Below are 14,068 nucleotides of genomic sequence, written 5' to 3'. Positions count from 1 at the left end.
GGGGCAACCCGGGCGTTTTTTTGTTGTCCACCTGGAAAACGCGCCCTGCCACGCGCTCCGCGAATGGGCGTTATCGCCAGCATTCCCAGCGAAGTACTGGCGTGTACCGCCATTCAGATATATCGTCTGCGACCAGAATGACTGGGCACGGCGACGCGCTTTCAATCCGGCGCGGCGGTTGATGCTTGTCCAGCAAAGGTCTGCAGGAGAGACGCCATGGCCGGAAGCCAGTTGCCGCCGTTCCACAAACTGAACTTCATGCCGCGCGATATCGACCTTGAGCGTCGCGCCGACGGCTCCATGGTCATGCGGCAGCGCATTCCGCTTCAGGCTTATGAGCGGCACATCCCGGCGTTTCTGGCGAAATGGGCCGTCGAGGCGCCCGACGCCGTGTGGCTGGCCCAGCGTCGCGGCCCCAACCGCGACTGGGAGAAGGTGACTTACGGCGCAGCGAAACAGCGCGTCGACGCCCTGACCCAGGCGTTGCTCAACCTTGGGCTGGCCGAAGACCGCCCGGTGATGATCCTCAGCGGCAATTCGATCGAGCACGCCCTGATGACCCAGGCGGCGATGCAGGCGCGCCTGCCGGCTGCGCCGGTGTCGCCTGGCTACTCGCTGATGAGCCAGGACTTCACCAAGCTGAAGCATGTGTTCGAGCTGCTGACGCCCGGCGTCATCATGGTTCAGGATGGCCCGGCTTTCGCCAACGCCCTGAAGACCCTGGATCTGGCCGGCGTCGCCGTCGTCCACGTGGAGCGCCCGGCTCCTGGCGTCGACAGCCTTGCTTACGCCGACCTGGAAAAGACGCCGGTGACCGGCGCCGTGACGGAGTCGATCGCCGCCATCACCCCGCAGACCATCGGCAAGCTGCTGTTCACCTCCGGCTCCACCGGCATGCCGAAGGCCGTCATCAACACCCAGCAGATGATGACCGCCAACGTCGCCATGGGCCAGCAGGCCTGCCCGCGCGACCCGTCCGAGACCAAGCGCACGGTGCTGGACTGGCTGCCCTGGAACCACACCATGGGCGGCAACTCGACCTTCCACTCGGTGCTGGCCGACGGCGGTTCGTTCTACATCGACGACGGCCGGCCACTCCCTGGCCAGTTTGACGAAACCATCCGCAACCTGCGCGAAGTCTCGCCGACCTATTACGGCAGCGTGCCCGCCGGCTTCGCCGCGCTGGTGTCGGCCATGGAGCGCGATTCCGAACTGTGCGAGGCGTTCTTCAAGGACCTGCGCCAGCTCGGTTATGGCGGCGCCACCCTGCCGGACGACCTGTACACCCGCATGCAGAACCTGGCGGTGAAGTACACGGGCAAGCGCTATGTGTTCTCCACCGGCTGGGGCTGCACGGAGACAGCGCCGACCGCCACCTACACCTACTGGGAAACCGAGCGCGTCGGCCTGATCGGCCTGCCCTTCGCCGGCATGGAGCTGAAGATGGTTCCGGTCGGCGACAAGTATGAGCTGCGCCTGCGCGGCGTCACCGTCACCCCCGGCTACTATCGCCAGCCGGAGCTGACGGAGAAGGCGTTCGACGAGGAAGGCTTCTACAAGATCGGCGACGCCGGCGTGATGGTCGACGAAAACCGTCCGGAGGAAGGCCTCGTTTTCGCCGGCCGCGTCGTCGAGGACTTCAAGCTGATGACCGGCACCTTCGTCCATGTCGGTTCGCTGCGCGTCGCCGCCGTCGCGGCCATGTCGCCGGCGGCGCAGGACGCGGTGGTCGCGGGCCAGGACAAGGACTACATCGCCCTGCTGGTATTCCCCAACGTCATGGCCTGCCGGCAGATCGCCGGGCTGCCGGAAGCCGGCGCCGAAGAGCTGATCCGTCACCCGGCGGTGATCGCCACGGTGCGCGACGGCCTGAAGACCTACAACGCGGAGAACCCCGGCTCCAGCACCCGCATCGCCCGCGCGCTGCTCATGGCCGAGCCGCCTTCCGTCGACGGCAATGAGATCACCGACAAGGGCTACATCAACCAGCGCGCCACGCTGGAGCGCCGCAACGACCTGGTGCAGCGCCTGTTCGCCAGCCAGCCGGATGCGGATGTGATCGTGCTCGACGCCCGCACGCTGCCGGAAGGCGCGCGTCAGGCCGCCGAGTAAGCCGCGGCCGGGACCTGAACGAACGAAGGGCGCTCCAGAGAGCGCCCTTTTTCATGCCCGCGAAACCTGTTCCTTCAGGCCAGGACGCCCTTCAATGTCCGGTAAACCGCGCCGGACGCTTTTCCAGAAACGCCTGCACCCCCTCGGCGAAATCGCTGGCCCGGCCGGCGGCGCGCTGGAACTGACGCTCCAGGTCGAGTTGCTCCTCGAAGCTGTTCTCGGTCGATTCCGCATAGAGCCGGCGGATCAGGCCGAGCGCCACGGTCGGACCATTGGCCAGCTCGCGCGCCAGCTTCATCGCCTCGTTCAGCGCCTCGCCGTCATCGACGACACGGTTGATCAAGCCCCACTCCAGCGCCTTTTCGGCCGGCAGGCGCTCGCCCAGCAGCGACAGCTCCAGAGAGCGGGCGCGCCCGACCAGCCGCGGCAGCAGCCAGCTGGAGCCACAGTCCGGCACCAGGCCGATGCGGCGGAACGCCTGCATGAAATAGGCCGAACGGACAGCGACGATCAGGTCGCCCATCAGCGCGAACGCCATGCCGCCGCCGGCCGCCGGCCCATTGACCGCCGTGATCAGCGGGCAGCGCAGGTCGCGCAGCCGGCGCAGGATCGGGTGGTAGGAGGTGTCCAGCACCGCCCCTGCCTCCGGCGCGTCCCCGGAGGCGCGCTCGCGCAGATTGGCGCCGGCGCAGAAAGCGCGGCCCTCGCCGGTGAGCACCACGCAACGCACGCCGCTGGCCGGATCCTCGATGACGTCGAGCGCCTCGCCGAACTCGGCCAGTGATTCCGGCGACATGGCGTTGAGCACCTCTGGCCGGTTGTACGCCAGCACAGCGACAGGACCATCAAGGGTCAGCTTCATGTATTTGAAATTCATGTGTCCTCCCAGGGAGCGGACCCGTTCACGCCGACCGGGCTCCCGCTCTGCCGTTTTTGTTTTGTGGCGTTCTTCGCGCAGCCGTTGCGCGTCGTGTGCGACGTCCGCCGGACAGGCGCCATGCGCGGGATGGCCCGGCCTGTTTCTGCGGGCTCCAGTCAAACAAAAAGCCCCGGCTTCCGCCAGGGCTTTCAGATCATTCAGGCGCCGCAACGTTGCATACCTGCAGACGCGGCCTCATGCCGTCAGCGGCCCTTGAACTGGGCCGGGCGCTTTTCGAGGAACGCCTGCACGCCTTCCGCGAAGTCCTGGGCGCGGCCAGCGGTGCGCTGGGACTGGCGCTCCAGATCCAGTTGCTCCTCGAAGCTGTTGTCGGTCGATTCGATGTACAGCTTGCGGATCAGGCCGAGGGCCACGGTCGGGCCATTGGCCAGCTCGGTCGCCAGCTTCAGGGCCTCGTTCAGCGCCTCGCCGTCATCGACGACGCGGTTGATCAGGCCCCATTCCAGCGCCTTCTCGGCCGGCAGACGATCGCCAAGCAGCGACAGCTCCAGCGAGCGGGCGCGGCCGATCAGGCGCGGCAGCAGCCAGGTGGAGCCACAGTCCGGCACCAGGCCGATGCGGCGGAACGCCTGCATGAAATAGGCCGAGCGGGCGGCGACAATCAGGTCGCCCATGACGGCGAAGCTCATGCCGGCGCCAGCGGCCGGGCCGTTGACTGCGGTGATGATCGGGAAAGGCAGATTGCGCAGGCGGCGCAGGATCGGGTGGTAAACAGTTTCCAGCGCCGCGCCAGCGTCGATCTTGCCGCCTTCGCGCTTGCCCATATCGCCCTGCAGGTTGGCGCCGGCGCAGAACGCGCGGCCCTCGCCGGTGAGCACCAGGCAGCGCACGCCGTTGGCCGGATCCTCGATGGCGTCCAGCGCGGTGTTGAAATCCTGCAGCAGCTTGGGCGACAGCGCGTTCAGCACTTCCTGATGATTGAACGCCAGGATGGCGACCGGGCCATCGATGGTCAGCTTCATGCGTTCGAGCGTCATGTTTCCTCCCCTGCGACGCGGCCCGCATGGGTCCGCGCCTTCCACAATGGCGGGCAGCCCCGCCAGGAGCGCTCCGCCCGATACGCGCGCCTCAGGGGGCGCAGACCCTGCTCAGGGCAAAATCCGTTCCCGTGGAACCGGTTTTGCCCTGTCGCTTTGATGCATTCTTTCCGATGCAGGGCAGCGCGCACCCTGCCGGAAGATACTCAGCGCGGCGCCATGCGGATGGCGGCGTCGAGGCGGATGGTCTCGCCGTTCAGCATCGAATTCTCGACGATCTGCACCGCAAGGCTGGCGTATTCAGACGGGTTGCCAAGACGCGACGGGAACGGCGCCTGCTCGCCAAGGCTCTTCTGCGCCTCTTCCGGCAGACCAAGCAGCATCGGCGTCAGGAACAGGCCCGGCGCGATGGTGCAGACGCGCACGCCATACTGGGCGAGGTCACGGGCGACCGGCAGGGTCAGGCCGGCGACGCCAGCCTTCGAGGCGGCATAGGCGGCCTGGCCAATCTGGCCGTCGAACGCCGCCACCGAGGCGGTGTTGACGATCACGCCGCGCTCGCCGTCGCGCAGTTCCGCCTCCATCAGCCCCTCGGCCACGAGGCGGATGACGTTGAAGGTGCCAATCAGATTGATGTTGACCACCTTCTGGAACATGTCGAGCGCGTGGACGCCCTTCTTGCTGACCACGCGGGCGGCCGGCGCCACGCCAGCGCAGTTGACGGCGACGCGCACCACGCCATGGGCGCTGGCGGCGGTTGCGAGCGCGGCGCGGATATCTGCTTCGCTGGTCACGTCGGCGCGCACGGCGACGCCGCCAATGTCGGCTGCGACCTGGGCGGCCTTGTCGTCCTGCAGGTCGACGATGGCGACCTTCGCGCCCTTCGCCGCCAGCGCCCGGGCCGTCGCTTCGCCGAGGCCCGAACCACCGCCGGTGACGATCGCGGAAACGCCGTTGATATCCATGCCACTCTTCTCCGTCGCGCGATCGGCGAACGGGCCTTTCGCGTTGTTCAGTTCCACTGGCCTGTAACCGATGTGGGATGGAAGACCAAGAGGCGAAACGATATTGGTCAATGCCGCTAGCCCGTCAACCTATCGTTTGTTAGACTGACGTGACAGTTCCGTCGCATCCCCGCGACCGGGTGCTGCTGGCCAGGGCATTTTCAGGCGCGCCGCAACACTGGCGCCGCCAGAAAATCGCGTCAGGACAGGAAGACGGGACGAGCCCCAGGCTTGTTATTCAGGGCAGGCTTCGTCCTGACGCGCCTTTCCCCGGGCGCGGCGTGGCGCGTAGTGGAGGTTGTATGGCCAGATCGACGGGACGTATGCGCAAGGACAGTGAGCGTGGCTCGGACGCGGGCGCAGCGGAGCGCCGCAAGCAGATTCTGACGGAAGCCGGCAAACTGTTCGCCGCCCGTGGCTTCGAAGGCGCCTCCATGCGCGAGATCGCCGCCGCCACCGGCCTGCTATCCGGCTCGCTGTACTACCATTTCGCCTCGAAGGAAGAGCTGTTCGTCGCCGTTTATGACGCCAACATCCGCATGGTGTCGGAAGCGGTGCGCAGGGCTATTGAAGGCGTCGAGGGGGCGTGGGCCCGGCTGGAGGCCGCCGCCATCGCCCACTGTGAAACCCTGCTGACCGGAGACCGGACGGCGGTGCTGGACGTGAAATTCCCGCCCAGCCTGCTGGGCGTGCGCCCGCGCCTGATCCAGTCGCGCGACGAGCATGACCGGCTGTTCGACAGCCTGATTGAGCCGCTGGAGCTGCCGGACGACATCAACCGCAACCTGTTCCGCCTGCATGTGCTCGGCGCGCTGAACAGCGCGGTCATCTGGTATCGCCCGTCATCGCACATGTCGCCGGCGGACGTCGCCCGCCACGTCATCGGCGTGCTGCGCTATGTCCGCAAGGGCAACACGCCGGCGACCTGAAGCCCGCGTTCTTCCCGGGCGCCCAACCGGTCGCCCGGACCGGGATTTGCACCCGTCTCGCCTGACGGCGCGGATGTGATTCTGGCCCGAGCCCTATTCGAGCCAGCCGGAAAAGCCGCGCACGGTCTCCGCGCGCAGCCGTGGGCCGACGTATTCCCCCTGAGACAGGTTCCGCGCCGTCTCGTGAACGGCAAAGGCGAGCGTCCGGCCGTCTTTCCGCGCCCAACCCACGAACCAGCCATGACCCTGCCGCCCGCCCGCGGTTTTTGCCAGGGCGGAGCTGCCGGTCTTGCCGTGGATGGTCCAGCCGTCGCTGGCGGCGAATTCGGGGAGAGCGTCGCGGGTCAGCTGCATGGCCCGGGCCGAAGCCGGCAAATCGTCGCGCAACAGGCGGCGGATAAACGTCGTCTGCTCCTCCGGCGATATTCTCAGCGACGATGACAGCCAGGCGTTGGTCAGACCGTTGTTCTTCCCCGGATCGCCGGAGACATCCTGGTTGCCATAGTTCAGCCGGGCGACCCAGGCGCCGAAAGCGCTGGCCCCATCGCGCGCCGCCAGCCGCTTCACCAGCTCGCGCGAAAACCAGACCACCGAATCACGCTCCCAGATCACCGGGTCCACGTCTTTGTGGTCGCGTTGCGGCGCCTGGAATGATCCGTCGTAACGCCATACCGGATCGTGGAGACCGGTCAGCAGCCCCGTCTCAAAGCCCATCAGGGCCAGCGGAACCTTGAAGGTCGATTCGGGCGCATGGCGCGCGCCGCAATCGCCGTCACGATGCACGCGCGCCCCGCTGGCCACATCCACCACCAGCACGCAGCGATCGACGATCTGCGGCGCGGACGTCTTGCCGGCTGGCTGCGCCCAGGCCGGGCCAGCCGCCAGCAGGACCGCAGCCAGAAAACCGGCGGCGCGTGAACCGGCGACCACGCCGTCAGACCAGACTCTTCTCATTGGATGCTCCAGGGATGTCGTCAAAAACGGATTGCGTCACAACCGCCCCATCCTGTCGCGCCCCCGGTGATCCGCCCGTGCGCCGCCACACGCGGCGCCGGCCCGCGATGCTCAGGCCTGCTCGTCCGCCAGCATCTTGCGCAATGTCGCCTTGTTGATCTTCTCCAGCGTCGAACGCGGCAGCTCGGCGACGACCCGCACCTCGTGCGGCACCTTGAAGCCGGCCAGTTGCGTCCGGCAGGCGGCCATCACCTGGTCGGCCAGATCGGGCGCCGGCGCCTGCCCGGCCAGCGGCAGGATGAAAGCCACCGGCGCCTCATCCAGCATCGGGTGTTTTTTCGCCACCACCGCGACTTCGGAGATGCCTGGCACCAGCAGCGCCACGCGCTCGATCTCCGAGGCCGCGACGTTCTCGCCGCCGACCTTCAGCATGTCCTTGCTGCGGTCGGCGAAAACGAAGAAGCCGTCCTCCATCAGCGACACCCGGTCGCCGGTGATGAACCAGCCGTCGTCGGTGAACGAATCGCGCGTCGCCTGCTCGTTGCCGTCATAGGCGGCGAACAGCGACAGACCCGGAATGCCCCTGATCTGGAAATCGCCGGTCGCGCCGGCCCCCAGCTCGGCGCCATTGTCGTCGACAATGCGCACGGCGTATTCCGGCGAACAGCGCCCCATCGACATCGGCCGGCTATAGCTGTGCAACTCGCCCACGGTGCCGTGCGTAATGGTCTCGGTCATGCCCCACCAGCCGAGCGAGCGCACGCCAAAGTGCGCGTCCCACGGCGCGTCGCACACGCCGACGCCCCACGCCCGGTAGCTGTGCGGCGGCACGTCGTGCGCCATCAGCGCCTTGATGCAGAACGGGATCATCGACGCCCAGGTGCAACCATGCTTCAGGGACACGGGCCAGAAGCGCGAGGCCGAGAAACGCGGCTGCACCACGCAGGTCGCCCCGGCCCACAGGCTCGCCAGCAACGTGTAGGCCTGGGCGTTGGTGTGGAACAGCGGCATGGTCATCAGGTGCGTGTCGCTGGAGCGCAGCTCCTCATGCACCGCATTCACCTTGGCGCCCCACAGGGCGTTGGCGTGGGTCCACAGCACGGCCTTGGGCCGTGAGGTGGTGCCGGAGGTGAACTGCAGCGAGAACGGCGCCATCGGATCATGCGGTCGGGCGAGCAGCGCGGCCGGATCGCCGTCGATGGCGCTGAAGGCGTCGGCCGGCGCGGGCGCATTGGCGCCGGCGTCTTCGCCATTGTCGGTTTCGGTCACCGCGAGCCAGCGCAGCCCCTTGCACGCCCCGGCGACCAGATTGGCGAACTTCGGCTGGGTGATGCCGGCGACGGCGCCGCTGTGGTCGGCAAAATAGGTCAGTTCATCGGCGCTGGAGCGGGCGTTGGTGGTGACCGCCACGGCGCCGGCATAGGCGCAGCCCAGCCAGGAGACGATCGATTCCGGGCAGTTGTCGAGATGCACCAGCACGCGGTCGCCGGGCCGCACGCCCCGCGCCTGCAGCCCAGCGGCGAAACGGGCCAGGCGGTTGGCGAACTGGGCGTAGGACCACGTAAGGCCCGGCCCCGCGAATGGCTCCCAGATGATGAACGGTTTGTTGGCGCTCGCCTGGGCGCGGTAGTCTACCAGCGTGCGGATGTCCTGGCCCGCGAAAGGGTGCCCCAGGCCGGGTCGCAAGATCGCCATCGTGTCCTCCCCACGGCGCGCCTCTTTCCGACGGGCCGGTCGATGCATAATTTGACGCGCATTACGCCGGATGCGCCCGGGATTGGCAATGGCTGCGGCGCAGGCTCCCGGGGAGACGGGCGCGCGGCGCACCACAGCGAGGTAGACGAAATGAAGACAGTTGCAGTTGTCGTTGGCAGCGTGCGGGAAGGCTCGCTCAACCAGCAGCTTGGCCGCGCCCTGGCCAGGCTGGCGGAAGGCAGCCTCGCGTTCCGCTTCCTGAAGATCGACGATCTTCCCATGTACAATGACGACCTGTGGAAAAATCCGCCGGAGGCCGTGCTCCGCTTCAAGCAGGAGCTTGAGGCCGCCAACGCCGCCCTGTTGCTGACGCCGGAATACAACCGCTCCACCTCGCCGCTGCTGAAGAACGCCATCGACTGGGGTTCGCGCCCCTATGGCAAGAGCAGCTGGATGCACAAGCCGACCGCCATCGCGGGCGCCAGCCCAGGCGCCATTGGCACGGCCACGGCACAGGCCCATGTGCGCACCACCATCAGCGCCGCCGGCGCCCTGCTGATGTCCCAGCCCGAGCTGTACTTCAGCGCCAAACCCGGTCTGATCGACGCCTCCGACGCGATCACCGATGACGGGACGCGCAAGTTCCTGCAGAGCTACGTCGACGCTCTCGCGGCGCATATCGACCGTCTGGTCCGGTGAGCGCCTGCCCGCGGACGCCCGCCGCAACGGGCGCGGCGCCCGCGGGCGCCAGTCATGCGGACCAGCCGCGCCCTGATGGGGTCCAGTTTGATGGAGCCCGTCCAGGCGGCGTGCGTCCCGATGACGTCCGTCTTGATGGCGTCCGTCTTGATGGCATCCGTCTTGGCGTTGATCTCGGCGGCACCAAGATCGAGGCGATCGCACTGGCTGGCGACGGCCGGGAGCTGGCGCGGCGCCGCGTCGCCACCCCGCGCCACGACTATGAGGCTGGCGTCGCCGCCATTGCCGCGCTGGTCGCGCAGGTGGAGGCGGACGCTGGCTCGCCGCCACTGGCGACGCCGGTGGGGTTCGGCATTCCCGGCTCGCCCTCCCCGGCCAGCGGCCTGATCCGCAACGCCAACTCCACCTGGCTGAACGGCCGGCCGCTACAACGCGACCTCGAAGCGGCGCTGGGCCGCCCGGCGCTCATCGCCAACGACGCCAATTGCCTCGCCGCCTCCGAAGCCACCGATGGCGCCGGGGCCGACGCGCGGGTGGTGTGGGCGGTGATCCTCGGCACTGGCGTTGGCTCGGGGCTGGCCATCGACCGCCGTCCCCTGACCGGGCGCAACGCCATCGCCGGCGAATGGGGGCACATGCCGTTACCCGGCATGAGCGACGCCGAGGCCGCCGGCCATGCCTGTTATTGTGGGCGGAGCGGCTGCGTCGAAACCTTTCTCAGCGGCCCGGCTTTCGCACGTGACCATGTGGCGTCGCTCCGGGCTGACGGCCGGCCGGCGCCGGACGTCATGACCGCACAACAGGTCATCGCCGCCATGCGCGCCGGCGATCGCCTCGCCCAGGCGTCATACCATCGCTATCTCGACCGGCTGGCGCGCGGCCTTGGGGCCGTCGTCAACGTGCTCGATCCGGACGCCATCGTGCTGGGCGGCGGCATGGCCAATGTGGACGAACTGTACGCCGATCTGCCCGCCGCCATGACGCCGCATATTTTCTCGGACGTATTCGACACGCCGGTGCGCAAGGCGGCGCATGGCGACAGCTCTGGCGTGCGCGGGGCGGCGTGGCTCTGGAAGCAGGCCTGAGCCACGCGCAGTTGCGTCAACGGCGCTTGACAATTGCCGCGCGCTCCTGACCATCAGCGGCCAAATTCAATCGAATGCTTGTTAGGCCGCGCGACGGACCGGGTCGCGGGGAGCCGGGCAAACCAGGCGAACAGGGCAAGAGGAACGGAAGACCATGCAGGGCCGCATCGCAATCAACATCACCGGCGGCGTCGCCGACGTGAAGCTCGTGCGCACCGACAAGATGAATGCGCTCGATCACGCCATGTTCGACGCGCTGGTCGAAGCGATCGAAACCCTTGGCAAGAACCCGGAAGTGCGCGTCGTCGTCCTGTCCGGCGAAGGCCGCGCCTTCTGCGCCGGTCTCGACATGGGCAATTTCGGCAAGATGGCCGGCAATGGCGGCGGCGACGATGGCAAGGCCGCCGTGCCGCGCAAGCTGGAGCCGCGCACCCATGGCGCCGCCAACCGCCCGCAATACGCCGTCTGGGGCTGGCGCGAACTGCCGGTGCCGGTGATCGCCGCCGTGCATGGCGTCGCCTTTGGCGGCGGCTTCCAGCTCGCCCTGGGCGCGGACATGCGTTACGTCACGGCGGATACCCGCATGTCGGTGATGGAGATCAAGTGGGGCCTGGTGCCGGACATGGCCGGCACCCAGATCATGCGTCACCTCGCCCGCGAGGACGTGGTGCGCGAGCTGACCTACACCGGCCGCATCTTCAACGGCGAGGAAGCCCTGAACTACGGCTTCGCCACCCGCGTCTGCGCCGATCCTTACGCCGAGGCCATGGAAACCGCCCGCCTCATCGCCGACAAGAGCCCTGACGCCATCCGCGCCAGCAAGCGCATCCTCAACCGCGCCGCCATCGTCTCGCCGATGGAAGGCCTGATCGATGAATCGATCGAGCAGGGCGTGCTGATCGGCAGCCCCAACCAGGTCGAGGCCATCATGTCCAACCTGGAAAAGCGCCCGGCGAAATACGCTGACGCGAAAATCTGACGCCCCGTTCCGGCGTTGTCGCCACAGCGGCTGACCGGGCCGCGCGCCAGATTCTGATTCTGGTCCTTGCCTGACCGGACATGAGGGCGCGGAGCCTGACCAGCCAGCCTGGTTTGGCCCGCCCTGATTGCCCCGCCTGGGCGGCGAGCGCCAGCGGCGCCCAGACATCCCGGCATGGCGCCGCGCGCGGCGCCTGCCCAGGGCCAGGCCAGGCGACAAGGCCGGCCGAGGAGGAAACGTCCCATGATCGACCTGCACTACTGGCCGACCCCGAACGGCTGGAAAATCACCATCATGCTGGAGGAAGCCGGCATTCCTTACCGGCTGGTTCCCGTGAACATCGGTTCGGGCGACCAGTTCAAACCGGAATTTCAGGCCATCAGCCCCAATGGCCGCATGCCGGCCATCGTCGATACCGCTCCGGCCGACGGCGGCGAGCCGGTGTCGATCTTCGAATCCGGCGCCATCCTCGAATATCTGGCGGAGAAGTCCGGCAAGTTCCTGCCGGCGGACGTGCGCGGGCGCTACCGCGTGCTGCAATGGCTGATGTGGCAGATGGGCGGCCTCGGGCCGATGCTCGGCCAGCATGGCCATTTCAAGCTCTACGCCCCGGAGCAGGTGCCTTACGGCGTCAAGCGCTACGGGGACGAAGCCCGGCGCCTCTACGGCGTGCTCGACCGCCAGCTCGGCCAGACCGGCGCCTGCGTCGCTGGCGACTATTCCATCGCCGACATGGCGATTTTCCCGTGGATCATGACCCACAAGGCGCAGGAGATTTCCCTGGACGCCTACCCGCATATCGCGCGCTGGTACGCCGAGCTGCGCCAGCGACCAAAGCTGCAGGCCGGCCTCGACGTGGGCAAGGACTGGCGCAAGCCGATGACCGACGAGGCCAAGAAGGTCCTGTTCGGCCAGACCGCCGCGGGCGCCGCGCCGGCCCGCAACTGACACACCGCATCCAGGGCCTTTCCAATGACCACGATTGAATGTTTCTTCGACTGCTCCAGCCCGTGGACTTATCTGGGCTTCGATTCACTCATCAAGCTGGCCGACGAACTGGGTGAGACCGTCACCTGGAAGCCGATCATGGTGGGCGGCATCTTCAACACCATCAATCCCACGGTCTACGCCTCGCGCCAGCAGCCTGTGCCGCAGAAGGCCAACTACATGCGCAAGGACCTGCAGGACTGGGCCCGCCATTGCGGCGTTGAGATCAACTGGCCGAAGGTGTTCCCGGTGAACAGCGTCAAGGCCATGCGCGGCTGCGTCTGGCTGCTGCCCCAGGGCAAGATGGTTCCGTTCGCCCGCGCCGTGTTCGAAAGCTACTGGCGCGACGAGAACGACATATCCCAGGACGAGCACCTGATCCCGATCCTCGACAGGCTCGGCGTCGATCGCGACGCCTTCTTCGCCGCCATCGGCCAGCAGGAGGTCAAGGACGCCCTGCGCGCCAACACCGACGAGGTGATCGCGCGCGGCGGTTTCGGCTCGCCGACCATCTTCGTCAACGGCGGCGACATGTATTTCGGCAACGACCGCATGCCGCTGATCCGCGACGCCATCCTGCGCGACCGCGCCGCCTGATCGCGGGCGGGAAAATTCTTGCCCCCCGGGACCGCGATTTTCCCCCCGCGCCCAACAATAAAACAAATATCCGACATAGAGGAAACGCCCATGCCCCGCGCCGTCATCTGTCACGCCCTCGAAAGTCTCGACGGACTGTCGTTGCAGGAGGCGCCGCGCGCGCCGGTCGGTCCAGGGCAGGTCCGCGTGGAGATCCACGCCGCCGGCATCAATTTTCCCGATCTGCTGATGACCACCGGCGGCTACCAGTTCAAGCCCGTAACGCCCTACGTCCCCGGCATGGAGGCGGCGGGCGTGGTGAGCGAGATCGGGCCGGGCGTCACCCGGTTCAAGGTGGGCGACCGGGTGATGATGGGCGGCAAGACCGGCGCTTTCGCCGAAGAGGCGGTGGCGGCGGAAACGCAGCTGGAGCCGCTGCCGGACGCATTGTCGTTCGCTGAGGGCGCCTGCTTCCGCGTCGCCTACCTCACCGCGTGGTACGCGCTGAACGAGCGCGCCCATCTCAAGGCCGGCGAAGTTCTGCTGGTGCACGGCGCCGGCGGCGGCGTTGGCCTCGCCGCCGTGCAGATTGGCAAGATGATGGGAGCGACGGTGATCGGCTGCGCCTCATCGCCCGAGAAGCTCGACGTCATCCGCGCCAGCGGCGCCGACCACGCCATTCTCTACGGCGCCGGCCCGTTCAAGGACGAGGTCAAGCGCCTGACCGGCGGCAAGGGAGCCGACGTGGTGTTCGACCCGATCGGCGGCGAGATTTTCGAGCAGAGCCTGCGCTGCATGAACTGGGGCTGCCGCCTGCTCATCATTGGCTTCACCGGCGGCGTCGGCAAGGCGGCGACCAATCTGGTGCTGATCAAGGGCGCCAGCGTGCTCGGCGTGCGCGCGGGTGAATCGGCGAAGCACGATCCGGCCAGCGGCCAGCGCTCGAAAGCCGCCCTCGCCGAACTGGCCGCCAGCGGCAAGCTGAAGCCGCACATCTCCCACATCGTGCCGCTGGATCGCTGGCGCGAAGCGTTCGAACTGATCCGCGACCGCAAGGCCATCGGCCGCGTGGTGATCCAGACGCGCTGACGGCCTGTTTGGGCGCCAGACGGCGGGTCTTGCCCGACGTCC

13 protein-coding genes are annotated in these 14,068 nt (G+C 67.7%); 8 read left to right on the top strand and 5 right to left on the bottom strand.

From position 1 onward, the window contains the following. Positions 1-216: 216 nt before the first annotated feature. On the top strand, positions 217-2,112 hold the full coding sequence (locus IE243_RS00445; protein ID WP_191317390.1) for an AMP-binding protein: 1,896 nt from the start codon (positions 217-219) through the stop codon (positions 2,110-2,112). 91 nt (positions 2,113-2,203) lie between these two features. On the opposite strand, the gene IE243_RS00440 is transcribed toward IE243_RS00445, so the two are convergent. The 3 genes from IE243_RS00440 to IE243_RS00430 form a co-directional block, all read right to left on the bottom strand. Further along, positions 2,204-2,989 (bottom strand): enoyl-CoA hydratase/isomerase, encoded by a 786-nt coding sequence (locus tag IE243_RS00440; RefSeq protein WP_191317389.1) that lies wholly within the window; start codon positions 2,987-2,989, stop codon positions 2,204-2,206. Positions 2,990-3,234: 245 nt separating this feature from the next. Then, on the bottom strand, positions 3,235-4,029 hold the full coding sequence (locus IE243_RS00435; protein ID WP_191317388.1) for an enoyl-CoA hydratase/isomerase: 795 nt from the start codon (positions 4,027-4,029) through the stop codon (positions 3,235-3,237). Between the two features lie 206 nt (positions 4,030-4,235). After that, positions 4,236-4,994, bottom strand: coding sequence for an SDR family NAD(P)-dependent oxidoreductase (locus IE243_RS00430; RefSeq protein WP_191317387.1), 759 nt, complete (start codon positions 4,992-4,994; stop codon positions 4,236-4,238). Positions 4,995-5,335: 341 nt separating this feature from the next. On the opposite strand from IE243_RS00430, the gene IE243_RS00425 reads away from it, so the two are divergent. Further along, positions 5,336-5,962 (top strand): TetR/AcrR family transcriptional regulator, encoded by a 627-nt coding sequence (locus tag IE243_RS00425; protein WP_191317386.1) that lies wholly within the window; start codon positions 5,336-5,338, stop codon positions 5,960-5,962. A 93-nt stretch (positions 5,963-6,055) separates the two neighbouring features. Here IE243_RS00425 and IE243_RS00420 read toward each other — a convergent pair whose 3' ends face one another. Together IE243_RS00420 and IE243_RS00415 are read right to left on the bottom strand one after the other, a co-directional pair. Further along, complete coding sequence (locus IE243_RS00420; RefSeq protein WP_444542212.1) at positions 6,056-6,676, bottom strand: penicillin-binding transpeptidase domain-containing protein; 621 nt, start codon at positions 6,674-6,676, stop codon at positions 6,056-6,058. 351 nt (positions 6,677-7,027) lie between these two features. Beyond that, on the bottom strand, positions 7,028-8,611 hold the full coding sequence (locus IE243_RS00415; RefSeq protein ID WP_191317384.1) for an AMP-binding protein: 1,584 nt from the start codon (positions 8,609-8,611) through the stop codon (positions 7,028-7,030). A gap of 150 nt (positions 8,612-8,761) precedes the next feature. On the opposite strand from IE243_RS00415, the gene IE243_RS00410 reads away from it, so the two are divergent. The 6 genes from IE243_RS00410 (at position 8,762) to IE243_RS00385 (ending at position 14,026) form a co-directional block, all read left to right on the top strand. After that, entirely contained in the window at positions 8,762-9,310 is a 549-nt protein-coding gene (locus tag IE243_RS00410) for an NADPH-dependent FMN reductase (protein ID WP_191317383.1), read from the top strand. Between the two features lie 110 nt (positions 9,311-9,420). Then, on the top strand, positions 9,421-10,395 hold the full coding sequence (locus tag IE243_RS00405) for an ROK family protein (RefSeq protein ID WP_244642551.1): 975 nt from the start codon (positions 9,421-9,423) through the stop codon (positions 10,393-10,395). A gap of 154 nt (positions 10,396-10,549) precedes the next feature. Then, positions 10,550-11,374 (top strand): crotonase/enoyl-CoA hydratase family protein, encoded by an 825-nt coding sequence (locus tag IE243_RS00400; protein WP_191317382.1) that lies wholly within the window; start codon positions 10,550-10,552, stop codon positions 11,372-11,374. A gap of 243 nt (positions 11,375-11,617) precedes the next feature. Then, complete coding sequence (locus IE243_RS00395; protein WP_191317381.1) at positions 11,618-12,322, top strand: glutathione S-transferase N-terminal domain-containing protein; 705 nt, start codon at positions 11,618-11,620, stop codon at positions 12,320-12,322. Between the two features lie 24 nt (positions 12,323-12,346). After that, entirely contained in the window at positions 12,347-12,958 is a 612-nt protein-coding gene (locus IE243_RS00390; RefSeq protein WP_191317380.1) for a 2-hydroxychromene-2-carboxylate isomerase, read from the top strand. Between the two features lie 90 nt (positions 12,959-13,048). After that, entirely contained in the window at positions 13,049-14,026 is a 978-nt protein-coding gene (locus IE243_RS00385) for an NADPH:quinone oxidoreductase family protein (RefSeq protein ID WP_191317379.1), read from the top strand. The last annotated feature ends 42 nt before the right edge of the window (positions 14,027-14,068 follow it).

The organism is Camelimonas fluminis (assembly GCF_014656355.1).
Lineage (GTDB): Bacteria > Pseudomonadota > Alphaproteobacteria > Rhizobiales > Beijerinckiaceae > Camelimonas > Camelimonas fluminis.
Note: the sequence above shows the minus strand (reverse complement) of the source record. Positions and strands in the feature narration are given on the sequence as shown.